The organism is Streptomyces sp. NPDC006339, assembly GCF_040612775.1.
Lineage (GTDB): Bacteria > Actinomycetota > Actinomycetes > Streptomycetales > Streptomycetaceae > Streptomyces.
On the sequence record NZ_JBEXQW010000014.1, the window covers coordinates 37499 to 61455 of the forward strand.

A 23957-nucleotide genomic window follows, 5' to 3' on the forward strand; every position below is an offset into this window, starting at 1 on the left:
GACGTTACTCCCGACGGAGCAAATGATCGATCGTTCTGGGGTGGGCATGCTGTCCGATGGGCTGTGACGTATCCGATATCCAGGAAGGACCGGGTGGGACAAATGCCGCTTATCGGGAGAAGAGGGTTCGTGGCCGGGATCGCCCTGTCGGCGCTCGCCGTCGGCACGGGGAGGGCGAGCGCCGCGCAGACGGACCCGGGTCCGGGTGCGGGCATCGGCGCGGGCGGGGCGGGCGCCGACCCGGCCGTCGAGCACGACCACGAGCGGGACGACGGGGACGGGCGGGACCCGGCCGCCTTCCGGGGCATGTGGATCGCCACGATCGCCAACCGCGACTACCCCTCCCGCCCCGGCCTCACCGCCGCCCGGCAGCGCGCCGAGCTGGAGTCCCTGCTCGACCTCGCCGTACGGCGCCGGATGACCGCCGTCGTCCTCCAGATCCGCCCCTCCGCCGACGCCCTGTGGCCCTCCCCGTACGAGCCCTGGGCGCAGTGCCTCACCGGCGTCCAGGGCGCCGACCCGGGCTGGGACCCGCTCGGCACGGCCGTCGCCGAGGCGCACGCCCGCGGCCTGGAACTGCACGCCTGGTGCAACCCGTACCGCGTCGCCACCCACGCCGACCCGACCCGGCTCGTCGCCGACCACCCCGTGCGGCGGCATCCCGAGTGGGCCCTCACCTACGACGGCAAGCTCTTCTACGACCCGGGCGTGCCCGAGGTCCGGCGCTTCGTCCAGGACGCCATGCTCGACGCCGTACGCCGCTACGACATCGACGCCCTCCACTGGGACGACTACTTCTACCCGTACCCCGTGCAGGGGCAGCGTCTCGACGACGACGAGACGTTCCGGAAGTACGGAGCGGGGTTCACGGACCGGGCGGCGTGGCGGCGGAACAACACGGACCTGCTCGTCTCCGAGACGGCGGCGCGGATCAAGGAGATCAAGCCCGGCGTCTCCTTCGGCATCAGCCCCTTCGGCGTCTGGCGCAACGCCTCCACCGACCCCGCCGGCTCCGACACCGGACCGACCGTGCAGACCTACGACGACCTCTACGCGGACACCCGCCGCTGGATCCGGGAGCGCTGGATCGACTACGTCGTCCCGCAGCTCTACTGGCACATCGGCGCCCCCACGACCGACTACGCCAAGCTGGTGCCCTGGTGGGACGCGGTCGTCCGGGACACCGGCGTCCGCCTCTACATCGGCGAAGCCCTGTACAAGGTCGGCGACCCCGCGCAGCCCGCGCCCTGGCAGGACGCGCGGGAACTGGCGAAGCACGTCGAACTGGCCCGGAGGTATCCGAACGTCGGCGGGCACTGCTACTTCGCGGCCCGCGAGGTCGCGAAGGACCCGCTGGGCGCGCTCACCGCCGCCGTCGAGACCTGAGGGCCGGGACGGCGGTCCGGAAGCGGGGGACCGGTGGGCCCGTGGGAGTCAGCGGGCCCCGGTCTCCCCGTGGTGGCGTACGACGGTGTCGGGGCCCGGCGACATCAGGGCCTCGTGTCCGTCGTCGTCGAACTTGACGCGGTACGGGGGATTGCCGTTCTCCCCCAGGACCTGGAGCACCTCGGCCGTACGGTCGTGCCGACCGACGGTCCGTCCGTGCACCAGCAGTTTGTCGCCCACGCTCGCCTGCATCAGGGTGACCTCCTCGCGGCCGGGGCTGCCCTTCTCGGAGTCCTCGCGCTTCGGAATCTCTACGCTGCCATTGTGGCGTGCGTCTCAGCTCTTCGCCCGCTGGGTCACCGCGATGCAGACGAGCACCGCCACGGCCGCGAGCGGGGCGGCGGGGGCGAGGTCCTCGCCCAGCACGGTGACCGACCAGAACAGCGTCAGCAGCGGCTGGGCCAACTGGAGCTGGCTCGCGCGGGGGATGCCGATCGCCGCCATGCCCCGGTACCAGACGTACAGCCCGAAGAAGGTCGAGCCGGCCGCCACCCAGACGAGGCCGACGACGCCGTGCGCCGTCAGACGCACCGGCTCGTACGCGAGGGCCACCGCCGCGCCGACCGCCATCAGCGGCAGACAGAACACCAGCGCCCAGCCGATCACGTGCCAGCCCGGCATCAGCCGCGCCAGCCGGCCGCCCTCGGTGTAGCCGGCGGCGCACACCAGCAGCGCGCCGAAGAGGTAGAGGTCGCCGGTCGAGAGGGCGCCGCCGCTCTGCTGAAGGGTGAAGGCGAGCACGACCACGGCCCCGGAGACCGCCGCCGCCCAGAACGTACGGGACGGGCGCCGGCCCGTACGGATCGCGGCGAAGGCCGCCGTGGTGAGCGGCAGCAGCCCGACGACCACGGCGGCGTGCGAGGTGGTCGAGGTCTGCAGCGCCAGGGTCGTGAGCAGCGGGAAGCCGATCACCACCCCGCCCGCGACGACCGCGAGCCCCGCCCAGTGACGGCGCTCCGGCAGCGGCACCCGGCCCACCAGCAGGAACGCGCCCGCGATCAGCGCGGCGAGCACCGAGCGGACGGCGACCAGGGACCAGGGGCCGAAGCTCTCCAGGCCCCACACGGTGGAGGGGAAGGTCAGCGAGAAGGAGACCACGCCGAGCGCGGCGAGCAGGGTGCCCCGGTTGGCGGCGGTGGGGCCGGGGGCGGTCGCCGTGGGGCCGGCGGGGGAGCCCGGGGCCGTGGGGCCGGCGGCGGTGGCTCCGGCGGCGCCGGGCGTCGCGGCCGGGGATCCGGCGGCGCGGGGGGCGGCTCCGGTGGGGCTGGGGGCGGTCGCTCCCGCGTCCCGGGGAGTCGCGACCGCTATCGTGCTCGGAGTAGTAGCGCTATTCTGTGCTGTCATGCACGAGCGTAGCAGTGTCGCGGACCTGGCGAAATCCCTGAAGGCGGAGCTCAACCGCTACTCACCCGGTGAGAAGCTGCCGTCGAGTCGGGCCCTCGTCGAGCGCTACCGCGTCTCCCCGGTCACCGTGACCCGCGCCCTCGCCCAGCTCGCCGCCGAGGGGCTCGTCGTCACCCGGCCCGGCGCCGGCGCCTACCGCGCCGACACCCGCACCGCCGCCCCGGCCGTCGGCGACACCTCCTGGCAGGAGCTCGCCCTCAGCGCCGACACCGCCACCGAACTCGTCCCCCGGACCGTCGACGCCTCCGGCCTCCTCGTCACCCTCTCCGCGCCCCCGCCCGGCGTCGTCGAGTTCAACGGCGGCTACCTCCACCCCGGCCTGCAGCCCGAACGTGCCCTCGCCGCCGCCCTCGCCCGGGCCGGCCGCCGCCCCGGCGCCTGGGGCCGCCCGCCCGCCGACGGCCTCACCGATCTGCGCGCCTGGTTCGCCCGCGAGATCGGCGGCAGCGTCACCGCCGCCGAGATCCTCATCACCGCCGGCGGACAGTCCGCCCTCACCACCGCCCTGCGTGCCCTCGCCCCGCCCGGCACCCCCGTCCTCGTCGAATCGCCCACCTACCCGGGCATGCTCGCCGTCGCCCGCTCCGCCGGACTGCGCCCCGTCCCCGTGCCCACCGACACCGACGGCATCCGCCCCGACCTCCTCGAAGCCGCCTTCCGCGCCACCGGCGCCCGCGTCGTCGTCTGCCAGCCGCTCTTCCAGAACCCCACCGGCGCCGCCCTCCCCGTCGAACGGCGGGCCGCCGTCGTCCGCATCGCGCGCGCCGCGGGCGCCTTCGTCATCGAGGACGACTTCGCCCGCCGCCTCGTCCACGAGGACTCCGCCCCGCTGCCCCCGACCCTCGCCGCCGACGACCCCGACGGCGTCGTCGTCCACGTCTGCTCCCTCACCAAGATCACCTCGGCGAGCCTCCGGGTCGGCGCGCTCGCCGCCCGCGGTCCCGTCCTCGAACGGCTCCGCGCCATCCAGGTCGTCGACAGCTTCTTCGTCCCCCGCCCGCTCCAGGAGGCCGCCCTCGAACTCGTCGGCTCGCCCGCCTGGAGCCGCCACCTGCGGGCGGTCACCCAGGAGCTGAAGAGCCGCCGCGACACCATGACCGGCGCCGTCGCGCTCCACCTCCCCGAACTCGCCCTGCCCCACATCCCCTCCGGCGGCTACCACCTCTGGCTCCGCCTCCCCGACACCCTCTCCGAAGCCGCCCTGCTCCCCACCGCCCTGCGCGCCGGAGTCGCCGTCGCCCCCGGCCGCCCCTACTTCGCCGCCGAGCCGCCCGCCGGCCACATCCGGCTGAGTTTCGCGGGTGTCGCCGGACCCGCGGAGATCGTCGAGGGCGTCCGCCGGCTGCGGGCCGCGATCGACGAGCTCACCGGCTGAGGCGGCGGACGGTCCCCCGGGCGGCCCCGGGGCCGCCGCGGCGGGCATCGCCCCGGGGATATTCGCCTGACACGGGACCGGGGCCCTGGCACCCTGCGCCCATGAGCGACAACGCAGCCGCGTACGACACCGTCATGCACGGGGCGTACGAGATCTCAGCCGACCCCGCCCGCATCGACGCCGCCCGCGTCCACCACTGGCTCTCCACCGACTCCTACTGGGCCATGGGCCGACCTCGGGAAAAACAGGACCGGGCCATCGCCGGATCCCTCAACTTCGGCGCCTACGACCGGCGAAGCGGCGCCATGGCCGCCTACGCCCGGGTCGTCACCGACTACGCCACCTTCGCCTGGCTCTGCGACGTCTACGTCGACCGGCCGGCCCGCGGCGCCGGCCTCGGCACCGCCCTGGCCACCGCCGTCCGCGACCACCTGGAGCCGTACGGGCTGCGCCGCATCATGCTCGCCACCGCCGACGCCCACGGCCTCTACGAGAAGGTCGGATTCGCGCCACTGCGGAATCCGGACATCTGGATGGCTCTCGGACAGCAGTGAGTCACGATTCGCTCCGCCCCGGGAGACGACCCCTTGACCCGCTGACCCACCGGCCTCACGATCGCGGCCATGGGTCTTCGGGTCACGCTCGTCGCGGCGGCACGCAGCTCCTCCCTGCTCGCCGAACGCTTCGACGACGACCGGCCGCTCGACGAGGCCGGCTGGTACGAGGTGCAGCTCGCCGCGCCCCGGCTGATTCCGCTCGGTGCGGCCGAGCTCCGCTACTGCTCCCCGACCCCGCGCAGCCGCGCCACCGGCACCGCCCTCGGCTACGCCCCGCTCGCCCAGCCCGCCCTGCGCGACTGCGACATGGGCCGCTGGCGCGGACTCACCCTCGCCGAGGTCGCCGCCCTCGAACCGGCCGCCGTCGACGCCTGGCTCACCGACCCGCACGCCGCCCCGCACGGCGGCGAGACGCTCCTCTCCTTCATCGTCCGGGTCGGCGGCTGGCTCGACACCCGGCCCGCCGACGACGGCGCCATCGTCGCCGTGGCCGAACCCGCCGTGGTGCGCGCCGCCCTCGTCTACGCCCTGAAGGCCCCGCCCGCCACGTACTGGAACGTCGACGTCCGCCCGCTCTCGACCGTCACCCTGACGGGGCGGCCGGGCCTGTGGCACCTCCAGTTGGCGGCGGCGGTGGGCTGACGGGGGCCGGCTGACGCGGGGTGGGCGGGCGGGTGCGCGGGGGGACGCTCCGGTCCGGCGGGCGGGCCCCGACCGGCTAGCCTGGGGGCACGATGAACCGTCTGACCACGTCATGGGGCGCTTTCCCACTCACCCGCTTTCCCGCCGACCCGCGCGATCCGCTGCGCGCCTGGGACGCCGCCGACGAGTATCTGCTCCACCACCTCGACGAGGCCGGCACCGATCTGTCCGGGACCGTCGTGGTGGTGGGGGACCGGTGGGGCGCGCTCGTCACCGCGCTCGCCGGCGCCGGAGCCGGGGACCTGGTGCAGATCTCCGACTCGTACCTCGGGCGGAGCGCCACCGGCGAGAACCTGGCCCGCTCCGGGGTCGCCCCGGACGCGGTACGGCTGCTCACCACCCAGGACCCGCCGCCCGAACGGGTCGACGTGCTGCTCGTCCGCGTGCCCAAGAGCCTCGCGCTCCTGGAGGACCAGCTCCACCGACTCGCCCCCGCCGTGCACGAGGGCACGGTGATCGTCGGCACGGGCATGGTGAAGGAGATCCACACCTCCACGCTGAAGCTGTTCGAGACGATCCTCGGGCCCACCCGCACCTCCCTCGCCGTGAAGAAGGCCCGGCTCATCCACACCACGCCCGCTCCCGGAGCGGAGCGCGGCGAGAACCCCTGGCCGTACCGGTACGCCCTGCCGGCGGACGCCCCGGCCGGGCTCGCCGGGCGCACGGTCGTCAACCAGGCCGGCGTCTTCTGCGCCGACCGGCTCGACATCGGCACCCGCTTCCTGCTGCGGAACCTGCCCACGGGGCTCGGCCGGTCCACCGTCGTCGACCTGGGCTGCGGCAACGGCGTGGTCGGACTCGCCGTCGCGCTCGCCGAGCCCGAGACCGAGCTGCTCTTCACCGACGAGTCGTACCAGGCCGTCGCCTCCGCCGAGGAGAACTTCCGCACGCACGCGGGGGAGGGGCGCAAGGCCCGGTTCGTCGTCGGGGACGGGCTCGCGGACGTCGAGCCCGGGTCGGTCGACCTGGTGCTCAACAACCCGCCGTTCCACAGCCACCAGGCCACCACCGACCGCACCGCCCGCCGCATGTTCGCCGACGCCCGCCGGGCCCTGCGGCCCGGCGGGGAGCTGTGGGTGGTCGGCAACCGGCACCTCGGCTACCACGTCACCCTGCGGCGGATCTTCGGCAACAGTGAACTGGTCGCCAGCGACCCGAAGTTCGTGGTCCTGAGGGCCGTGAAGCGCTGAGGGCGGTGCGGGCGGCCAAAGCGGCCGGGGCGGCCAAGGCGGCGAAGGCGGCGAAGGCGGCGAAGGCTGTCAGGAGAGGGTGACCAGCTCCCGGTAGCCCTCGTTCCACAGGTCCTCCTCCGCGTCCGGGAGCAGCAGCACCCGCTCCGGACGCAGCGCGTCGATCGCGCCCTCGTCGTGGGTCACCATGACGATCGCGCCGGGGTACGTGCCCACGGCCGCCAGGACCTCGTCGCGGGAGGCCGGGTCCAGGTTGTTCGTCGGCTCGTCGAGCAGCAGCACGTTCGCGCCCGAGTGCACCAGACCCGCCAGGGCGAGCCGGGTCTTCTCGCCGCCCGAGAGGACCCGGGCCGGCTTGTCGGCGTCGTCGCCCCGGAAGAGGAAGGCGCCGAGCACGCTCCGCACCTCCCCGTCGGTCAGGTCCGGCGCCGCCGCGGCCAGGTTCTCCCGGACCGTGCGATCCGGGTCGAGCGTCTCGTGCTCCTGCGCGAAGTAGCCGATCCGCAGGCCGTGGCCGTGCACCACCCGGCCCGCGTCCGGCGCCTCCCGGCCCGCGAGCAGCCGCAGCAGGGTGGTCTTCCCGGCACCGTTGAGCCCCAGCACGACCATGCGGCCGCCCCGGTCCACCGCGAGGTCGACCCCGTCGAGGACCGGCCGGCCGGAGCCGTAAGCCTTGGTGAGCGAGATGGCGCCGAGCGGCGTACGGCCGCAGGGCGCCGGTTCCGGCAGCCGGATCCGTGCCACCTTGTCGGTACGTCGCACCTCCTCCAGGCCGTCGAGAAGCCGGTCGGCCCGGCGGGCCATGCTGCGGGCGGTGACCGAGGTCGACGAGCGGGCCTTCATCCGGTCGGCGCGCGCGTGCAGTGCCGCCGCCTTGCGTTCGGCGTTGGCGCGCTCGCGGGTCCGGCGGCGCTCGTCGGCGTCCCGCTGGGCGAGGTAGGCGCCCCAGGTGGTGTTGTGGACGTCGACGGTCGTGCGCAGCGGGTCGAGATGGAACACCCGGTTGACGGTGGCGGAGATCAGGTCGAGGTCGTGACTGATGACGACCAGGCCGCCCTGGTGCGCGGAGAGGAAGCCGCGCAGCCAGCCGACCGAGTCGGCGTCGAGGTGGTTGGTCGGCTCGTCCAGGAGCAGCGTGCCCTCGCGGCCGTGCCCGGCGAACAGGATCCGCGCCAGCTCCACCCGCCGCTTCTGGCCGCCCGACAGGGTGCCGACGGGCCGCGCCATCGCATCCGCCGGCAGCCCGAGTCCGGCGGCCACCCGGGCCGCCTCGGCCTCGGCCGCGTACCCGCCGCACGCCTCGAACGCGGCCTCGGCGCGCCCGTACGCGTCCATCGCCCGGGCGTCCGCCCGCTCGGCGAGCCGGTCGGCGGCCTCCCGCAGCCGGCGGACGGCGACGTCCATGCCCCGCGCCGACAGGATGCGGTCGGTGACCGTCACGGAGGGGTCGGCGGCCCGCGAGTCCTGCGCGAGCAGCGCGACGGGACCGGTCCGCACGACACTCCCGGCGGCCGGGGCACGCAACCCGGCCAGCGTGTGGAGGAGGGTGGTCTTCCCGGCACCGTTGCGGCCGACGAGGCCGACGCGGTCACCAGGGGCGATGTGAAAAGAGAGATCGGACAGCAGGAGACGGGCGCCGACGCGCACGTCGACACCGCGGACGGTGATCATAGGATAACGCTCCGAACAGACTGAAGGACACACGGGTGGCGTGGAAGCGGGTCCTCAGCTAGGAAATTCGGGGCGTAGACATGCGACCGAGGGTAAGGGGACGGGCGGGGCGGACGCATCCGGTTTTTCCCCCGTCGTGACGGCCCCTGCGCCCGCGGTGTGCTCCCGTACGCGGCGGGCGGACTCGACCACGAGTGGCCGCCATGGCGGCTCCGTACTCGGTGGAGCCGATCCACAGCGTGACGTACGGTCGGCCGGTGATGATCAGAACGGGTGATCCCCGCAGGCTCGGCGTCGCCTCCGAGGCGCGGTTGCGCTTCGGGACGGAACTGCAGAAGCTCGGCGGCGGGCCGCGGCGCCGCCTGCTCATGGTCGACGACGAGCCCGCCTTCGAGCTCAGCTTCTACTGTGGGACGTGCCCGCTGCTGTTCCGCCGACTGGAAACCGCGAGAGAGAAGTTGTCCCTGGAGGGGGTGCGGGAACGGCTCACCGGTCCACTGGAAGATCCGGAGGACGGCGGCGTGATCGATGCGTTCGGTGCGTTGCTGCCGGAGGGCGAATACCTTCCGCTGCTCCTGAGCGTGGAACCCCGGCTGATCATCCCCGGCAAGGAAGGGGACTACTTCAGCGACGAGCAGGTCACGACGTGGGGGATCGACCAGTTCTGGGGCCTCCCCGAATACCCGCACACCCCGTACTACCGGACCTTCGAGACCGCGGTCGACGCGGGCGCCCACCTCTATGAATTCGTCGTGCCCATGGTCCCCCCGACGTGGAACGAAAGGGAGCGGGTCGAGGAGTACATCGCGCTCATGGAGCGGGGAACGGTTCCCACGGCGGTCGCTGTCTCCACGCTGGACGTGTGCCGGCCGTCCCTCGGCTTGGGAGACGATCCGTCCGCGCATTGGGGCCTGACCCACTTCCTCCTCGACGGTCACCACAAGCTCGAGGCCGCCGCCACAACCGGCCGGCCGGTGCGGCTCCTCTCCCTACTGACCCTGGGCGAGAGCCTGGCCGGAGCGGATGACCGCGCCCGGCTGCCCGCGCTGCGCGCCCAGCCCCGGGCGGCCCGAGCGACCGGCACCTGAACCGGCGTCCAAGGTCACGTCAGGTCTTTGCATAAAAGTGCGGTCGCGCGTATAGTCATGCCATCCATGAGGAGGGTTTCCATGACGGTACGAGCAGCAGTCGCGGGTGCGAGTGGTTACGCGGGCGGAGAGCTTCTCCGCCTCCTCCTCGCGCACCCCCACGTCGAGATCGGCGCTCTGACCGCCCACTCCAACGCCGGTCAGCGGCTCGGCGGGCTCCAGCCGCATCTGCTGCCGCTCGCCGAGCGGGTCCTGGAGGACACCAGCGCCGAGGTCCTCGCCGGGCACGACGTCGTGTTCCTCGCGCTGCCGCACGGGCAGTCCGCCGCCGTCGCCGAGCAGCTCGGGCCGGACGTGCTCGTCATCGACATGGGGGCCGACTTTCGGCTCGCCGACGCCGCCGACTGGGAGAGGTTCTACGGCTCCCCGCACGCCGGCACCTGGCCCTACGGCCTGCCCGAACTGCCGGGTGCCCGCGCCGCGCTGGAGGGGTCCAAGCGCGTCGCGGTGCCCGGCTGCTTCCCCACCTCCGTCTCGCTCGCGCTCTTCCCCGCCTACGCGGACGGGCTCGCCGAGCCGGAAGCGGTGATCGTCGCCGCCACCGGCACCTCCGGCGCCGGCAAGGCCCTCAAGCCGCACCTGCTCGGCAGCGAGGTCATGGGCAACGTCACCCCGTACGGCGTCGGCGGCGGCCACCGGCACACCCCCGAGATGATCCAGAACCTCAGCGCCGTGGCCGGCGAGCGCGTGGCCGTGTCCTTCACGCCGACCCTCGTCCCCATGCCCCGCGGCATCCTCGCCACCTGCTCGGCCCCCGCCCGGCCCGGCGTCACCGCCGACAGCCTGCGCACCGCGTACGAAAAGGCATACGCCGACGAGCCGTTCGTCCACCTGCTGCCCGAGGGCCAGTGGCCCTCCACCGCGTCCGTGCAGGGTTCCAACGCCGTACAGCTCCAGGTCGCCTACGACGAGTCCGTGCACCGGATCATCGCGATCAGCGCCATCGACAACCTCACCAAGGGCACCGCCGGCGGCGCGGTGCAGAGCATGAACATCGCCCTCGGGCTGCCCGAGGACACCGGACTTTCCACGATTGGAGTCGCTCCATGAGCGTCACCGCAGCGAAGGGATTCACGGCCGCGGGCATCGCGGCCGGGATCAAGGAGAACGGCAACCCGGACCTGGCCCTCGTGGTCAACACCGGGCCCCGCCGCGCCGCCGCGGGAGTCTTCACCTCCAACCGCGTCAAGGCCGCCCCCGTCCTCTGGTCCCAGCAGGTCCTCGCCGACGGCGAGCTGACCGCCGTCGTCCTCAACTCCGGCGGCGCCAACGCCTGCACCGGACCGAAGGGCTTCCAGGACACCCACGCCACCGCCGAGAAGGTCGCCGAGGTGCTCAGCGCCCAGGGCACGCCCGTCGGCGCGGGCGAGGTCGCCGTCGCCTCCACCGGCCTCATCGGCGTCCTGCTCCCCATGGACAAGCTGCTGCCGGGCGTCGAGAAGGCCGCCGGCGAGCTCTCCGAGCACGGCGGCGAGAAGGCCGCCATCGCCATCAAGACCACCGACACCGTCCACAAGACCGCCGTCGTGACGAAGGACGGCTGGACCGTCGGCGGCATGGCCAAGGGCGCCGGCATGCTCGCCCCCGGCCTCGCCACCATGCTCGTCGTCCTCACCACCGACGCCGACCTCGGCGCCGAGGACCTGGACTCCGCGCTCCGGCAGGCCACCCGGCTCACCTTCGACCGGGTCGACTCCGACGGCTGCATGTCCACCAACGACACCGTCCTCCTCCTCGCCTCCGGCGCCGCCGGCGTCACCCCCGCCCGGGACGCGTTCGCCGAGGCCGTACGGGAGGTCTGCGCCGACCTCGCCCGCCAGCTCATCGGCGACGCCGAGGGCGCCAGCAAGGACATCCGCATCGAGGTGATCAACGCGGCCACCGAGGACGACGCCGTCGAGGTCGGCCGGTCCATCGCCCGCAACAACCTCCTCAAGTGCGCCATCCACGGCGAGGACCCCAACTGGGGCCGGGTGCTGTCCGCCATCGGCACCACCTCCGCCGCCTTCGAGCCCGACGCGCTCAACGTCGCCATCAACGGCGTCTGGGTCTGCAAGAACGGCTCCGTCGGCGAGGACCGCGAGCTCGTCGACATGCGCTACCGGGAGGTCGTCATCACCGCCGACCTCGCCGCCGGGTCGGAGTCCGCCGTCATCTGGGCCAACGACCTCACTGCCGACTACGTCCACGAGAACAGCGCGTACTCGTCATGACCCACACCACGCGGAAGCACAAGGCCCTGCCCAAGGCGCAGATCCTCATCGAGGCACTGCCCTGGCTCACCCGTCACCACGGCAAGACCGTCGTCATCAAGTTCGGCGGCAACGCCATGATCGACGACGACCTCAAGGCCGCCTTCGCCCAGGACGTCGTCTTCCTGCGCCACGCCGGCCTCAAGCCGGTCGTCGTGCACGGCGGCGGCCCCCAGATCAGCGCCGCCCTCGACCGGGCCGGCCTGGTCAGCGAGTTCAAGGCCGGCCTGCGGGTCACCACCCCCGAGGCCATGGACGTCGTACGGATGGTCCTCGCCGGCCAGGTCCAGCGCGAGCTCGTCGGCCTGCTCAACCGGCACGGCGCCTTCGCCGTCGGCCTCACCGGCGAGGACGCCCACACCATCACCGCCACCAGGCACCAGCCGGTGATCGCCGGCGAGCAGGTCGACATCGGCCGGGTCGGCGAGATCACCGCCATCGACACCGGCGCCATCCAGGCGCTCCTCGACGACGGACGCATCCCCGTCGTCTCCTCCATCGCCCGCTCCCAGGACGACGACCATGTCTACAACGTCAATGCTGATACGGCGGCTGCGGCACTCGCTGCGGCGCTGGGCGCCGAAACGCTGATGGTCCTGACCGACGTCGAGGGCCTCTACGAGGACTGGCCGAACAGCGACGAGGTCATCAGCCGGCTCACCGCGAGCCAACTGGAGAAACTCCTTCCCGAGCTCTCCAGCGGCATGGTCCCCAAGATGGAGGGCTGCCTCCACGCCGTACGCAACGGCGTCACCACGGCCCGCGTCATCGACGGCCGCGTCCAGCACTCGATCCTGCTGGAGATCTTCACGGACGAAGGCATCGGCACGATGGTCGTGCCCGACGAGACGACGGGGGAGTCGTGATGAGCAACGCCGATCTGACCCAGCGGTGGCAGGACGCGCTGATGGACAACTACGGCACGCCCCGGCTGCCGCTCGTCCGCGGCGAGGGCGCCCGGGTCTGGGACGCCGACGGCAAGGAGTACCTGGACTTCGTCGGCGGCATCGCCGTCAACGCCCTCGGCCACGCCCACCCGGCCGTCGTCGAGGCCGTCTCCCGGCAGATCGCCTCCCTCGGCCACGTCTCCAACCTGTTCGTCGCCGAGCCCCCCGTCGCCCTCGCCGAACGGCTCCTCGGCCTCTTCGGCCGCCCCGGCAAGGTCTTCTTCTGCAACTCCGGCGCCGAGGCCAACGAAGGCGCCTTCAAGCTCGGCCGGCTCACCGGCCGCCGCCACATGGTCGCCACCACCGGCGGCTTCCACGGCCGGACCATGGGCGCCCTCGCCCTGACCGGCCAGCCCGGCAAGCAGACCCCCTTCCTGCCGCTGCCCGGCGACGTCACCCACGTGCCGTACGGCGACGTCGACGCCCTGCGCGCCGCCGTCACCGAGGACACCGCCTTCGTCGTCATCGAGCCGATCCAGGGCGAGAACGGCGTCGTCGTCCCGCCCGCCGGCTACCTGAAGGCGGCCCGCGAGATCACCCGCGCCACCGGCACCCTCCTCGTCCTCGACGAGGTGCAGACCGGCATCGGCCGGACCGGCCACTGGTTCGAGCACCAGGCGCACGAGGGCGTCGACCCCGATGTGGTCACCCTCGCCAAGGGCCTCGGCGGCGGCCTGCCGATCGGCGCGACCGTCGCCTTCGGCGCGGCCGCCGAGCTCTTCACGCCCGGCCACCACGGCACCACCTTCGGCGGCAACCCCGTCGCCTGCGCCGCCGGACTCGCCGTCCTCGACACCCTCGTCGCCGACGGCCGCCTCGACGAGGTCAAGCGGCTCGGCGAGAAGCTGCGCGACGGAATCGAGGCATCGGGTCACCCACTGGTCTCCCACGTCCGTGGCTCGGGCCTTCTGCTGGGTATCGTGCTCACCGAGTCCCTCGCGCCGCAGGTGCAGGAGGCGGCTCAGGACGCCGGTCTCCTGGTGAACGCGCCCGCCCCCGATGTCGTACGGCTCATGCCGCCGCTCGTCATCGGCGACGCGGAGGTGGACGCCTTCCTCCAGGCCCTGCCCGGTGTCCTCGACGAGGCGAACGGGCAAGGACGAACCGGAGAATGAGACGACGATGACCGACGCGCAGGAAATCGAGCACGGAGGGCCGTCGGTTCCGCAGACCCGCACCGCGCGCCACCGCAGGATCGTCGACATCCTCAACCGGCAGCCGGTGCGCTCGCAGAGCCAGCTCGCCAAGCTCCTCGCCGACGACGGGCTGAGCGTCACCCAGGCGACGCTCTCCCGCGACCTCGACGAGCTCGGCGCGGTGAAGATCCGCAACACCGGCGGCGAACTCATCTACGCCGTGCCCAGCGAGGGCGGCTTCCGCACCCCGCAGGCCCCGCTGGGCGAGTCCGCCAAGGAGGAGCGCATGCGCCGCCTCTCCGGCGAACTGCTGATCTCCGCCGAGGCATCGGCCAACCTGGTGGTGCTCCGCACCCCGCCGGGCGCCGCCCAGTTCCTCGCGTCGGCCATCGACCAGGCCGAACTCCACGCGATCCTCGGCACGATCGCGGGCGACGACACCCTGCTGCTCATCTCCCGCGACCCGGTCGGCGGCCAGGCCCTCGCCGACCACCTCCTGCGCCTCGCCCAGAAGGAGCGTTAGGCCGTGTCTTTTGGATCAGGCCGGATCAGGGAGCGGCGTCTGGTGCGTGCGATCGCAAGGCGGAGGAGGGAGTCCATGCGGAGCATCGGCGACCGACGACAACGCGGCGAACGTGCGTGCCAGACGCCGCGAGCCCGGCAAGATCCGAAAGACACGGCCTAGGCCGCCGAGAGCACGGAAAACGGCGGAGGGCCGCCGGGACCCGTGGTCCCGGCGGCCCTCCGCCGTGCGTTGTGCGGACGGGTCAGCGCCCGCCGGCGCCGTTGCCGGCACCGTCCTTGTCCTTGGCCTCGGCCTCGGCGCCGTCCTCGGCCGCGTCGGCCTCGGCCTCGCTCTCGGCCTTCGCGTCCTTCGTGCCCGTCGCGTCCTTGACCACGGAGACCTTGTCGGACGGGGCCGCGTCCTCGGCGGTCTCGTCGTCGGCGTCGCTCTCGGCGGGCGTCTCGCCGGAACCGGTCGCCTTCTTCGGCTCCACGATCTCCTCGCGGCCCGGACGGACCTTCGCCGAGATCACGATGTACGTGACGGCCAGCAGGAACACGATGATCGCGGTCCATACGTTCAGCCGCAGACCGAGGATGTGGTGGGCCTCGTCGACCCGCATGTACTCGATCCAGCCGCGGCCCGCGCAGTACGCGGCGACGTAGAGCGCGAAGGCCCGGCCGTGGCCCAGCGTGAAGCGGCGGTCGGCCCAGATGACCAGGAGCGCGACGCCGACGCACCACAGCGACTCGTAGAGGAAGGTCGGGTGGTAGACGCCCTCGACCCGGTTGGCGCCGGCACTGATCTTCAGGCCCCACGGCAGGTCGGTCGGCCTGCCGTACAGCTCCTGGTTGAACCAGTTGCCCCAGCGGCCGATGGCCTGGGCCAGCGCGATGCCGGGCGCGATGGCGTCCGCGTAGGCCGGGAGCGGGATGCCACGGCGGCGGCAGCCGATCCAGGCGCCGACCGCGCCGAGCGCGATGGCGCCCCAGATGCCGAGACCGCCCTCCCAGATCTTGAAGGCGTCGACCCAGTTCTCACCCTCGCTGAAGTACAACTGGTAGTCGGTGATCACGTGGTAGAGCCGGCCGCCGACGAGGCCGAACGGCACCGCCCAGACGGCGATGTCGGCGACCGTGCCGGCGGTGCCGCCCCGGGCGATCCAGCGCCTGTTGCCGAGCCAGACGGCGACGAAGACACCGATGATGATGCAGAAGGCATAGCCGCGCAGCGGGATCGGTCCGAGATTGATCACGCCGGTCGACGGGCTGGGAATGTAGGCAAGGTCCATGGCAGGACCGACGCTACCCTGCCGGGCGGGCCCGACGGCAGCCGCCCCGGCAACGTCTCCGTAACTACCGGGGCGAAAGCCACGGGGACGCGGCTACCGGGACGGAGCGGCTCCGGCGGCCGGGGAGGCGGTGCCCGGCTTCTTGCCCTTGTTGGCCTCGGCGACCCACTTCTTCAGGTTCTCCGGGGAGATCTGCTCGTTCCCCTTCGTCGGGAAGATCGATTCGCCGTTCAGCAGGACGGACGGCGTGCCGCGGAAGTCGCTCTTGCGGAACGCCTCGTTCGACTTGTCGACCCAGCCGTCGTGGGTGCCGTCCTCGACACAGCTCCGGAAGGCGGGCGTGTCCAGCCCGGGGACCTTCGCGGCGAGCTCGATCAGCTTGTCGTTCTTCGCGAACGCGTCGTCGGTCTCCTGCGGCTGGTTGATGTACAGCACGTCGTGGTACGCGGTGAACTTCCCGGCGTCCTGGGCGCAGGCGGCGGCGTTGGCGGCCCGCAGGGAGCCGCTGCCGCCCATGTTCCGGTCGATCAGGGTGGCGAGGTGGTACTCGGTCTTGAGCGCGCCGGACGCCTCCAGCTCGTGGATGGTGTCCCGGAAGGCGTTCTCGAAGGAGGCGCAGGCCGGGCAGCGGAAGTCCTCCCAGACGGCGAGGGTGGACGGGGCGTCCGCCCTGCCGGTCTGGATGGCCGGCTTGTCGCCGCCGACGGCGCCGGCCGGGGGGACGACCGGGCCGGCCTTGTCCGAGCTGCCCTTGCCCCCGGTGTTGGCGGCGATCACGCCGACGACCGCGGCCAGGCCGAGGACACCGACCACCGCGGCCGACACGATGAGGACACGTCGCTGCTTCTCGCGGGCCTTCTCGCGCTCGCGCTGCTGTTGGAGGCGCTCCCGCGCGCTCCTGCTACTACCGTCTCGGTTCTTCTCGCTCACGCCCACAGCAACGAACCGGGGAGGCACGTGCGCGCCTCCCCGGTCGTGAATCCACCCGTATGGGTTACGAGGTGCGGCGGACGCCCTCGGCGAGTTCGGCCGCCAGTTCCCTTACGGCGCCGAGCGCGGCCTTCTCGTCGCCGTCGGCGTCGAGGATCCGCTGGACGAAGGCGGAGCCGACGATCACGCCGTCGGCGAAGCCGGCCACCTCCTTCGCCTGGGCCGCGTTGGAGACGCCGAGACCGACGCAGACCGGCAGGTCGCCGGCGGCCCGGGTGCGGCGGACGAGGTCGGCCGCCTGTTCGCCGACGGACTCGCGGGTGCCGGTGACCCCCATGAGCGAGGCGGCGTAGACGAAGCCGGAGCCGGCCGCGGTGATGGTGGCGAGGCGCTCGTCCCTGCTGCTGGGGGCGACGACGAAGACGGTGGCGAGTCCGCGCTTGTCGGCGTGCTCCCTCCAGAGGGCGGACTCCTGGACCGGCAGGTCGGGCAGGATGCAGCCGGCGCCGCCGGCGGCGGCGAGCTCCTCGGTGAAGCGCTCGACGCCGTAGCGGTCGATGGGGTTCCAGTAGGTCATCACGAGGACCGGCTTGCCGGTGGCCTCGTGCGCCTCCTTCACCGTGCGCATCACGTCGGCGATCTTGACGCCGCCGCGCAGGGCGATGTCGTCGGCGGTCTGGATGACCGGCCCGTCGAGGACCGGGTCGCTGTGCGGCAGGCCGACCTCGACGATGTCGGCGCCGCCGTCGAAGACCGCCTTGATCGCGGCGATGCCGCCGTCCACGGTCGGGAATCCGGCCGGGAGGTAGGCGATGAGCGCGGCCCGGTTCTCGGCCTTCGCCTGAGCGAGGGTGTGGCCGAGCAGCTCGATGTTCCCGGTCACTTGGCGTCCCCCTCGATCTCGGCGGTGCCGGCCTGGTCGGCGGCCACCGTGGCGTCCGTGTCGTACAGCCCGAAGTAGCGAGCGGCGGTGTCCATGTCCTTGTCGCCGCGCCCGGAGAGGCTGACGACGAGCAGCCCGTCCTTGCCGAGCTCCTTGCCGACCTCCAGGGCTCCGGCCAGGGCGTGGGCCGACTCGATGGCCGGGATGATGCCCTCGGTGCGGGACAGCAGCCGCAGGGCCTGCATGGCGGCGTCGTCGGTGACGGCCCGGTACTCGCCGCGGCCGCTGTCCTTGAGGAAGGCGTGCTCGGGGCCGATGCCGGGGTAGTCGAGCCCGGCCGAGATCGAGTACGGCTCGGTGATCTGGCCCTCCTCGTCCTGGAGGACGTAGCTGCGGGAGCCGTGGAGGATCCCGGGCTCGCCGGCGGTGAGGGTGGCGGCGTGCTCGCCGGTCTCGACGCCGTGGCCGGCCGGTTCGCAGCCGATCAGCCGGACGGAGGCGTCCGGGATGAAGGCGTGGAAGAGGCCGATGGCGTTGGATCCGCCGCCGACGCAGGCGATCGCCGCGTCGGGGAGGCGGCCGGCGCGCTCCAGGATCTGCCGGCGGGCCTCGACGCCGATGACCCGGTGGAAGTCGCGCACCATGGCGGGGAAGGGGTGCGGGCCCGCGACGGTGCCGAAGAGGTAGTGGGTGCGGTCGACGTTGGCGACCCAGTCGCGGAACGCCTCGTTGATGGCGTCCTTGAGGGTGCGGCTGCCGGACTTCACGGCGACGACCTCGGCGCCGAGCATGCGCATGCGGGCGACGTTGAGGGCCTGCCGCTGGGTGTCGATCTCGCCCATGTAGATGGTGCAGTCGAGGCCGAACAGGGCGCAGGCGGTGGCGGTGGCGACACCGTGCTGTCCGGCGCCGGTCTCGGCGATGACGCGGGTCTTGCCCATGCGCTTGGTCAGCAGGGCCTGGCCGAGCACGTTGTTGATCTTGTGCGAGCCGGTGTGGTTGAGGTCCTCCCGCTTGAGGAAGATCCGCGCGCCGCCGGCGTGCTCGGCGAACCGGGGCACCTCGGTGAGGGCGCTGGGCCGGCCCGTGTAGTGGACCATCAGGTCGTTGAGCTCGCGGGCGAACTCGGGGTCGTTCTTGGCCTTGTCGTACTCGACGGCGACCTCGTCGACGGCGGCGACGAGGGCCTCCGGGATGAACTTGCCGCCGTAGGCCCCGAAGTAGCCCTCGGGAGACGGGACCTGACCCTCCGGGTCGGGGATGAAGAACTCGCTGATCGTCATGCGGTTGCTCCTCGCGGGGCGGGTGCCCCGGGTTACGCGTACGGTTGTGATCACGGCGTGCGCGCGTCGCCTGTACGTCCGCAGGCCCCCGCCCCCATGTGGGCAATCGTCCCGCAGGGCGGTGCCCGCCCTCGCGCCGGTGCGGGCCTGTGGCCCGCCCGTGTGGGCAATCGTCCCGCAGGGCGGGACGGGTGGGCACACGGGACGGCGCCCATGCGGGCGCGTTCCGCACCTGTTCCTAGCCGCACCACGACGGCACCGCACTCGCGGTGCGGGTCAAAGCAACAGGAGCCTAGGCCCGGCAAGGGGCGCCGTCCGTTGTGCCCACCCGTTCCGCCCCAGCGGAACGAATGCCCACAACGGGAGGCGACGGGCGGGCCGCAGGCCCACGCGGGCGCCGGGGCGCTACGGAGAAGACGTCAGGAGACGCGCGCTTGGCGCGGGCGCCATCGCATGCCGTTGACCTGACCCGGCTCGTCGCCGATCACGTACCGCACGCGACGCCCGTGCACCCGGCGCGCCGGCGCGCGGCAGCCGCGGGGGCGGCAGCCACGGGCGAGGCGGGCGGCGATGGGCATGGTGCGGTCAGCTCCGGCCGTGCCGGAGGGCCGGGTGGGCGCCGGCGGCGACGAGGTCGGCGACGGCGGCCTTGGGGTCGCGCCCGGTGACCAGCGACTCGCCCACCAGGACCGCGTCGGCCCCGGCGTTGGCGTAGGCGATCAGGTCGTGCGGGCCGCGGATGCCGGACTCGGCGATCTTGACGATGCCGGCCGGGATCTCGGGGGCGACGCGCTCGAAGGTGGAGCGGTCCACCTTGAGGGTCTTCAGGTTACGGGCGTTGACGCCGATGACACGGGCGCCCGCCTCGACGGCCCGCTCGACCTCTTCCTCGTCGTGGACCTCGACCAGCGGCGTCAGACCGATGGACTGGGCCCGCTCGATGAGGGAGACCAGGGCCTCCTGCTCCAGGGCGGCGACGATGAGCAGCGCGAGGTCCGCGCCGTACGCCCGCGCCTCCCAGAGCTGGTACGCGGTGACGATGAAGTCCTTGCGCAGGACCGGGATGTCGACCCGGGCGCGCACGGCCTCCAGGTCGGCGAGCGAGCCGCCGAAGCGGCGCTGCTCGGTGAGGACGGAGATGACGGCGGCACCGCCCGCCTCGTAGTCGGCGGCGAGGCCGGCCGGATCGGCGATGGCGGCGAGCGCGCCCTTGGACGGGCTGGAGCGCTTGACCTCGCAGATCACCTTGACGCCGTCGCCGCGCAGTGCGGCGACGCCGTCCTTGGCCTGCGGGGCCTTGGCGGCGCGCTCCTTGAGCTCGTCGAGGGAGACCCGCGCCTGCCGCTCTGCGAGGTCGGCGCGCACGCCTTCGATGATCTCGTCGAGCACACTCACGCGAGAGGCCCCCTTCCGGGACTGGTGACGGTGTTGTTCAGCCATGTCGATGGTATCCGCAGGTGGGCTCCCAACCCGCATCGGTTGGAGCCGCGTCCCATTTACTGGGACTTCCCGGCGGGGTCGGGCGAGGTCAGGGGGCCAGCGCGGAGCCGAAGGGAAGGTTCCGTACGAGGGTGAAGACGGCCAGGACGGCGCCGATCCCCCACCACCAGGCCGTGGGGATCACGAACCGCATCGGCACGCCGCGGACGGCGCGAACCAGCCAGAGGACCATGACGACCGCGAAGATCCCGTAGCCGACGACGGCGAGCGCGTTGGACCCGAGGGCGGCGCCGAGGTCGCCGTGGGCGAAGGCGTGGGCGCTGCGCAGGCCGCCGCAGCCGGGGCAGTAGACGCCGGTGAAGCGCAGGAGGGGGCAGACGGGGTAGTGGCCGGGCTCGTTGGGGTCGACGGTCCCGACGTACGCGAAGGCGGCGGCGACGCCGGCGAGGGCGCCGAGCGGGGCGAGCAGCCGTCGGGCGAGCGGCTTGGGCGGCGGCGGGGTAGTGCCGTACGGCTCCTGGTGGGGGGCCTGGTACGAGTGCTGGTACGGGTCCTGGTGCGGGGCCGCCCGGTGCGGGCCGGAGGCGGGCCCCCAGGGGGCCGGGAGGGTCTTCGGGTCGGGCACGGCTCCCGCCGTCGGGTTCGGGTCCACCCGGTGATTCTCGCCGCTGACGCGCGAAGGCGCAGCCCCGTGTCGCGGGGCTGCGCCTTCGGGGTGACGCGGGGGTGTCAGGCGCGGGCCTTCTCGAGCGCGCGGCTGGTCGCGGCCTCGCGGGCGGCGGCGACGGCGGCCGACTCCTTCGGCATGCCGAGGCCCGCGATCTTCATCGCACCGCCGACGACACCGCCGAGGAGGGTGACGCCGATACCGGCCCAGAAACCGGGCACGTTGGCCGCCACCATGAAGACTCCGGCGATGCAGAAGCCGATGAAGGAGATGATGACACCGGTCCAGGCGGCCGGGGTGTGTCCGTGGGCGCTGCCCGCCATGAGTTGCTCCTCGTTGGTGTTGCTCGGTGGTGACGACTCATTCTTCCGCACATGCGGGCGCGGCGATGAATCGGGGTGCCCGAACGGTCACGCGTCGCGACCGGTGCGGGGAGCACGCTACCCGTGCGTCGGGTCCTCGCCGCGGTCGAGGGCCTTCCACAGGTCCTCGGGGCGGTCGGGGTCGACGGGCGCGGGGCGGCGCGCGGCGCGGGGGGCGCCGGAGCGCTCGTAGCGTCCGCCCATGGCGGGCCAGGAGGTGCCGAAGCGGAGCGCGAAGAGCCCGGCGGCGAGGATCAGGAGGGCGCCGGCGGCGGTGACGTACGGCCAGGCGGTGTGGCTGAGGCCGCCGACGACGGCGGAGGTGTTGCCGCTGATGCGGGCGGCCTCGGCGTTCAGGGCGGCGCTGTCGGAGGCGCCGAGGACGGCGGCGACGGCCGCTCCGGCGCCGCTGAGGGCGAGCAGGGCGGCGACCAGGGTGCGGCCGGCGCGGCGGACGGCGAAGACGGCGACGAGCGCGGCGAGGCCGACGATGGCGAGCGCGGTCGGCACGCCGGTGACGGCGCCGCCGTCGGCTTCCACCGGGACGGTGCCGCCGCCGACGGAAGCGGTGCCCTCGGCCCAGATCTGGCCGGCGGAGAGCAGTACGACGGTGGCTCCGAGGGCGCCGAGCAGCAGGGCCGCGGCCAGGCTGCGGCGGGCGCCGGAGGGGGCGGCGCCGCCCGTTCGGGCGGCTCGGGGCTGGGGTACGGGTACGGCACTCACGTACCCCACTATCCCCTACCGGCCCAAAAGCCGGTCATCCGGTCGTCGTGACCCGGTCGAGGTGGCCCGTCATGGCCCTCCGGTCGCGGTCACCCGGCCGTGGTCATCCGGTTCGCCGTGTGGACGGCCCGGAGGACGGCCGCCGCCTTGTTGCGGCACTCGTTGTCCTCGGCGAGCGGGTCGGAGTCGGCGACGACGCCTGCGCCCGCCTGCACGTACGCGGTGCCGTCGCGCAGCAGCGCCGTACGGATGGCGATGGCGGTGTCGGAGTCGCCGGCGAAGTCGAGGTAGCCGACGCAGCCGCCGTACAGGCCGCGGCGGGAGGGTTCGAGCTCCTCGATGATCTGCATCGCGCGCGGCTTGGGCGCCCCGGAGAGGGTGCCGGCGGGGAAGCAGGCGGTGAGGACGTCGAAGGCGGTCTTCCCCTCGGCGACCTTGCCGGTCACGGTGGAGACGATGTGCATGACGTGCGAGTAGCGCTCGATCGACATGAAGTCGACGACCTCGACGGAGCCCGGCTCGCAGACCCGGCCGAGGTCGTTGCGGCCGAGGTCGACGAGCATGAGGTGCTCGGCGCGCTCCTTGGGGTCGGCGAGCAGTTCCTCGGCGAGGTCGTGGTCCTCCTGCGGGGTCGCGCCGCGGTGCCGGGTGCCGGCGATCGGGTGGAGCATCGCGTGCCCGTCCTCGACCTTGACCAGGGCCTCGGGCGAGGAGCCGACGACGTCGAAGCCGTTCTCGAAGCGGAAGAGGTACATGTACGGGGAGGGGTTGGTGGCCCGCAGCACCCGGTAGACGTCGAGGGCGGAGGCGGTGCAGGGGGTCTCGAACCGCTGCGAGGGCACGACCTGGAACGCCTCGCCGGCCCGGATGCGCTCCTTGATGTCCTCGACGGCGTCCTGGTAGGCCGGGCCGCCCCACAGCGCGGAGAACTCCGGCAGCTCGGAGGCGGGCAGGGCGGCGGGGACGGTCGCGACGGGGCGGGCCAGGTCGGCCTCCATCGCGTCGAGGCGGGCGACGGCGTCCGCGTACGCCTCGTCGACCCCGGTGTCCAGGTCGTTGTGGTTGATCGCGTTGGCGATCAGCAGGACCGTGCCGTCCCAGTGGTCGAGGACGGCGAGGTCGCTGGTGAGCAGCATGGTGAGCTCGGGCAGCCTCAGGTCGTCGCGGCCGTGCTCGCCGATGCGCTCCAGACGGCGGACGATGTCGTAGCCGAGGTAGCCGACCATGCCGCCGGTGAACGGCGGCATGCCGGAGGCCAGGTCACGGGGAGTGTGGAGGGCCTCGACGGTGGCGCGCAGGGCGGCGAGCGGGTCGCCGTCGACGGGGACGCCGACGGGCGGGGTGCCGAGCCAGTGCGCCGCGCCGTCCCGCACCGTCAGGGTGGCGTCGCTGCGGACGCCGATGAAGGAGTAGCGGGACCAGGAGCGGCCGTTCTCCGCGGATTCGAGGAGGAAGGTGCCGGGGCGTTCGGCGGCGAGCTTGCGGTAGAGCCCGACCGGGGTGTCGCCGTCCGCGAGGAGTCTGCGGCTGACGGGGATGACGCGGCGGTCGGCCGCCAGCTTGCGGAAGGTCTCGAGATCCATGGCGCCAGACCCTACTCGGCCGCGAGGAGGACGTCGGCGTCGAAGCAGGTGCGTGCCCCGGTGTGGCAGGCGGCGCCGACCTGGTCGACCTTGACGAGCACGGTGTCGGCGTCGCAGTCGAGGGCGACCGACTTGACGTGCTGGACGTGACCGGAGGTGTCGCCCTTGACCCAGTACTCCTGGCGGCTGCGGGACCAGTAGGTGCAGCGGCCGGTGGTGAGGGTGCGGTGGAGCGCCTCGTCGTCCATCCAGCCCAGCATGAGCACCTCGCCGGTGTCGTACTGCTGGGCGATGGCGGGGACGAGGCCGTCCGCGCCGCGCTTGAGGCGCGCGGCGATGGCCGGGTCGAGGTCGCTGGGGGTCCGGGGCGTGCTGCTCATGGCGCCATTGTGCCGTGAGCGGGGACGGTGTCCGGCGGTGCGTCCACTGGGCGGACCGGCGGAGATCGCCGTACGCTGGCGA

At 73.2% G+C, this 23957-nt stretch carries 24 protein-coding genes; 11 read left to right on the top strand and 13 right to left on the bottom strand.

Annotated elements, in window-relative coordinates; genetic code table 11:
- The first annotated feature begins 102 nt into the window (after positions 1 to 102).
- Positions 103 to 1386, top strand: a complete 1284-nt coding sequence (locus tag ABZ135_RS13645) for a family 10 glycosylhydrolase (RefSeq protein ID WP_356695109.1) — start codon at positions 103 to 105, stop codon at positions 1384 to 1386.
- A 48-nt stretch (positions 1387 to 1434) separates the two neighbouring features.
- On the opposite strand, the gene ABZ135_RS13650 is transcribed toward ABZ135_RS13645, so the two are convergent.
- Positions 1435 to 1638 (bottom strand): DUF1918 domain-containing protein, encoded by a 204-nt coding sequence (locus ABZ135_RS13650; RefSeq protein ID WP_356695111.1) that lies wholly within the window; start codon positions 1636 to 1638, stop codon positions 1435 to 1437.
- An 84-nt stretch (positions 1639 to 1722) separates the two neighbouring features.
- The gene (locus ABZ135_RS13655; protein ID WP_356695113.1) at positions 1723 to 2790 is read right to left on the bottom strand and encodes a DMT family transporter; all 1068 of its coding nucleotides are present in this window, start codon (positions 2788 to 2790) and stop codon (positions 1723 to 1725) included.
- On the opposite strand from ABZ135_RS13655, the gene ABZ135_RS13660 reads away from it, so the two are divergent.
- From ABZ135_RS13660 to ABZ135_RS13675, 4 genes are all read left to right on the top strand, one after another.
- The gene (locus tag ABZ135_RS13660; RefSeq protein ID WP_356695115.1) at positions 2789 to 4225 is read left to right on the top strand and encodes a PLP-dependent aminotransferase family protein; all 1437 of its coding nucleotides are present in this window, start codon (positions 2789 to 2791) and stop codon (positions 4223 to 4225) included. The two genes, ABZ135_RS13655 and ABZ135_RS13660, sit on opposite strands and share 2 nt — an antisense overlap.
- A 101-nt stretch (positions 4226 to 4326) precedes the next feature.
- Positions 4327 to 4779 (top strand): GNAT family N-acetyltransferase, encoded by a 453-nt coding sequence (locus tag ABZ135_RS13665; RefSeq protein WP_356695117.1) that lies wholly within the window; start codon positions 4327 to 4329, stop codon positions 4777 to 4779.
- Between the two features lie 69 nt (positions 4780 to 4848).
- Complete coding sequence (locus tag ABZ135_RS13670; protein WP_356695119.1) at positions 4849 to 5424, top strand: histidine phosphatase family protein; 576 nt, start codon at positions 4849 to 4851, stop codon at positions 5422 to 5424.
- Positions 5425 to 5516: 92 nt separating this feature from the next.
- Positions 5517 to 6674, top strand: a complete 1158-nt coding sequence (locus tag ABZ135_RS13675) for a methyltransferase (RefSeq protein WP_356695121.1) — start codon at positions 5517 to 5519, stop codon at positions 6672 to 6674.
- A 69-nt stretch (positions 6675 to 6743) separates the two neighbouring features.
- Here the strand turns inward: ABZ135_RS13675 and ABZ135_RS13680 are convergent, their stop codons facing one another.
- Positions 6744 to 8345, bottom strand: coding sequence for an ABC-F family ATP-binding cassette domain-containing protein (locus ABZ135_RS13680; protein WP_356695123.1), 1602 nt, complete (start codon positions 8343 to 8345; stop codon positions 6744 to 6746).
- Positions 8346 to 8605: 260 nt separating this feature from the next.
- Between ABZ135_RS13680 and ABZ135_RS13685 the strand changes: the two genes are divergently transcribed.
- The 6 genes from ABZ135_RS13685 to ABZ135_RS13710 all read left to right on the top strand — a co-directional run bounded on the left by ABZ135_RS13685 (position 8606) and on the right by ABZ135_RS13710 (position 14351).
- Positions 8606 to 9433, top strand: a complete 828-nt coding sequence (locus ABZ135_RS13685; RefSeq protein ID WP_356695333.1) for a hypothetical protein — start codon at positions 8606 to 8608, stop codon at positions 9431 to 9433.
- A gap of 81 nt (positions 9434 to 9514) precedes the next feature.
- On the top strand, positions 9515 to 10543 hold the full coding sequence (gene argC, locus ABZ135_RS13690) for an N-acetyl-gamma-glutamyl-phosphate reductase (protein ID WP_356695125.1): 1029 nt from the start codon (positions 9515 to 9517) through the stop codon (positions 10541 to 10543).
- A complete protein-coding gene (gene argJ / locus ABZ135_RS13695; protein ID WP_356695127.1) occupies positions 10540 to 11706 on the top strand; it encodes a bifunctional glutamate N-acetyltransferase/amino-acid acetyltransferase ArgJ in 1167 nt (388 codons plus the stop codon). The genes argC and argJ overlap by 4 nt, the downstream gene beginning before the upstream one ends.
- Positions 11703 to 12611 (top strand): acetylglutamate kinase, encoded by a 909-nt coding sequence (gene argB, locus ABZ135_RS13700; RefSeq protein WP_356695129.1) that lies wholly within the window; start codon positions 11703 to 11705, stop codon positions 12609 to 12611. Before argJ ends, argB begins: the two co-directional genes overlap by 4 nt.
- Positions 12611 to 13807 carry an acetylornithine transaminase gene (locus tag ABZ135_RS13705; protein ID WP_356695131.1) on the top strand — a complete coding sequence of 399 codons (1197 nt, stop codon included), beginning with the start codon at positions 12611 to 12613 and terminating at the stop codon, positions 13805 to 13807. The genes argB and ABZ135_RS13705 overlap by 1 nt, the downstream gene beginning before the upstream one ends.
- Positions 13808 to 13814: 7 nt before the next feature.
- Positions 13815 to 14351, top strand: a complete 537-nt coding sequence (locus ABZ135_RS13710; RefSeq protein WP_345490155.1) for an arginine repressor — start codon at positions 13815 to 13817, stop codon at positions 14349 to 14351.
- Positions 14352 to 14595: 244 nt separating this feature from the next.
- On the opposite strand, the gene lgt is transcribed toward ABZ135_RS13710, so the two are convergent.
- From lgt to hisI, 10 genes are all read right to left on the bottom strand, one after another.
- Positions 14596 to 15624: a prolipoprotein diacylglyceryl transferase gene (lgt, locus tag ABZ135_RS13715; RefSeq protein WP_356695133.1), complete on the bottom strand. Its 1029-nt coding sequence runs from the start codon at positions 15622 to 15624 to the stop codon at positions 14596 to 14598.
- A 93-nt stretch (positions 15625 to 15717) separates the two neighbouring features.
- Positions 15718 to 16554 carry a thioredoxin domain-containing protein gene (locus tag ABZ135_RS13720; protein ID WP_356695135.1) on the bottom strand — a complete coding sequence of 279 codons (837 nt, stop codon included), beginning with the start codon at positions 16552 to 16554 and terminating at the stop codon, positions 15718 to 15720.
- Positions 16555 to 16618: 64 nt separating this feature from the next.
- Positions 16619 to 17437 carry a tryptophan synthase subunit alpha gene (gene trpA, locus ABZ135_RS13725; protein WP_356695137.1) on the bottom strand — a complete coding sequence of 273 codons (819 nt, stop codon included), beginning with the start codon at positions 17435 to 17437 and terminating at the stop codon, positions 16619 to 16621.
- Positions 17434 to 18720 (bottom strand): tryptophan synthase subunit beta, encoded by a 1287-nt coding sequence (gene trpB, locus ABZ135_RS13730; RefSeq protein ID WP_356695139.1) that lies wholly within the window; start codon positions 18718 to 18720, stop codon positions 17434 to 17436. The genes trpA and trpB overlap by 4 nt, the downstream gene beginning before the upstream one ends.
- 585 nt (positions 18721 to 19305) lie before the next feature.
- Positions 19306 to 20115 carry an indole-3-glycerol phosphate synthase TrpC gene (gene trpC / locus ABZ135_RS13735; protein ID WP_356695141.1) on the bottom strand — a complete coding sequence of 270 codons (810 nt, stop codon included), beginning with the start codon at positions 20113 to 20115 and terminating at the stop codon, positions 19306 to 19308.
- Between the two features lie 133 nt (positions 20116 to 20248).
- Positions 20249 to 20812 (bottom strand): DUF2752 domain-containing protein, encoded by a 564-nt coding sequence (locus tag ABZ135_RS13740; protein WP_356695143.1) that lies wholly within the window; start codon positions 20810 to 20812, stop codon positions 20249 to 20251.
- Positions 20813 to 20889: 77 nt separating this feature from the next.
- Positions 20890 to 21150, bottom strand: a complete 261-nt coding sequence (locus tag ABZ135_RS13745; RefSeq protein ID WP_356695145.1) for an HGxxPAAW family protein — start codon at positions 21148 to 21150, stop codon at positions 20890 to 20892.
- 117 nt (positions 21151 to 21267) lie between these two features.
- On the bottom strand, positions 21268 to 21921 hold the full coding sequence (locus ABZ135_RS13750) for a TIGR02234 family membrane protein (protein ID WP_356695146.1): 654 nt from the start codon (positions 21919 to 21921) through the stop codon (positions 21268 to 21270).
- Between the two features lie 80 nt (positions 21922 to 22001).
- Entirely contained in the window at positions 22002 to 23495 is a 1494-nt protein-coding gene (locus ABZ135_RS13755; RefSeq protein WP_356695148.1) for an anthranilate synthase component I, read from the bottom strand.
- Between the two features lie 11 nt (positions 23496 to 23506).
- On the bottom strand, positions 23507 to 23875 hold the full coding sequence (hisI, locus tag ABZ135_RS13760; RefSeq protein WP_356695150.1) for a phosphoribosyl-AMP cyclohydrolase: 369 nt from the start codon (positions 23873 to 23875) through the stop codon (positions 23507 to 23509).
- Positions 23876 to 23957 lie beyond the last annotated feature (82 nt).

Bases quoted from the DNA above. Each gene is read 5' to 3' on its own strand.
- ABZ135_RS13645 (WP_356695109.1), top strand. From the start codon at position 103: ATGCCGCTTATCGGGAGAAGAGGGTTCGTGGCCGGGATCGCCCTGTCG.
- ABZ135_RS13650 (WP_356695111.1), bottom strand. From the start codon at position 1,638: ATGCAGGCGAGCGTGGGCGACAAACTGCTGGTGCACGGACGGACCGTC.
- ABZ135_RS13660 (WP_356695115.1), top strand. From the start codon at position 2,789: ATGCACGAGCGTAGCAGTGTCGCGGACCTGGCGAAATCCCTGAAGGCG.
- ABZ135_RS13655 (WP_356695113.1), bottom strand. From the start codon at position 2,790: ATGACAGCACAGAATAGCGCTACTACTCCGAGCACGATAGCGGTCGCG.
- ABZ135_RS13665 (WP_356695117.1), top strand. From the start codon at position 4,327: ATGAGCGACAACGCAGCCGCGTACGACACCGTCATGCACGGGGCGTAC.
- ABZ135_RS13670 (WP_356695119.1), top strand. From the start codon at position 4,849: ATGGGTCTTCGGGTCACGCTCGTCGCGGCGGCACGCAGCTCCTCCCTG.
- ABZ135_RS13675 (WP_356695121.1), top strand. From the start codon at position 5,517: ATGAACCGTCTGACCACGTCATGGGGCGCTTTCCCACTCACCCGCTTT.
- ABZ135_RS13680 (WP_356695123.1), bottom strand. From the start codon at position 8,345: ATGATCACCGTCCGCGGTGTCGACGTGCGCGTCGGCGCCCGTCTCCTG.
- ABZ135_RS13685 (WP_356695333.1), top strand. From the start codon at position 8,606: ATGATCAGAACGGGTGATCCCCGCAGGCTCGGCGTCGCCTCCGAGGCG.
- argC (WP_356695125.1), top strand. From the start codon at position 9,515: ATGACGGTACGAGCAGCAGTCGCGGGTGCGAGTGGTTACGCGGGCGGA.
- argJ (WP_356695127.1), top strand. From the start codon at position 10,540: ATGAGCGTCACCGCAGCGAAGGGATTCACGGCCGCGGGCATCGCGGCC.
- argB (WP_356695129.1), top strand. From the start codon at position 11,703: ATGACCCACACCACGCGGAAGCACAAGGCCCTGCCCAAGGCGCAGATC.
- ABZ135_RS13705 (WP_356695131.1), top strand. From the start codon at position 12,611: ATGAGCAACGCCGATCTGACCCAGCGGTGGCAGGACGCGCTGATGGAC.
- ABZ135_RS13710 (WP_345490155.1), top strand. From the start codon at position 13,815: ATGACCGACGCGCAGGAAATCGAGCACGGAGGGCCGTCGGTTCCGCAG.
- lgt (WP_356695133.1), bottom strand. From the start codon at position 15,624: ATGGACCTTGCCTACATTCCCAGCCCGTCGACCGGCGTGATCAATCTC.
- trpB (WP_356695139.1), bottom strand. From the start codon at position 18,720: ATGACGATCAGCGAGTTCTTCATCCCCGACCCGGAGGGTCAGGTCCCG.
- ABZ135_RS13745 (WP_356695145.1), bottom strand. From the start codon at position 21,150: ATGGCGGGCAGCGCCCACGGACACACCCCGGCCGCCTGGACCGGTGTC.
- ABZ135_RS13755 (WP_356695148.1), bottom strand. From the start codon at position 23,495: ATGGATCTCGAGACCTTCCGCAAGCTGGCGGCCGACCGCCGCGTCATC.
- hisI (WP_356695150.1), bottom strand. From the start codon at position 23,875: ATGAGCAGCACGCCCCGGACCCCCAGCGACCTCGACCCGGCCATCGCC.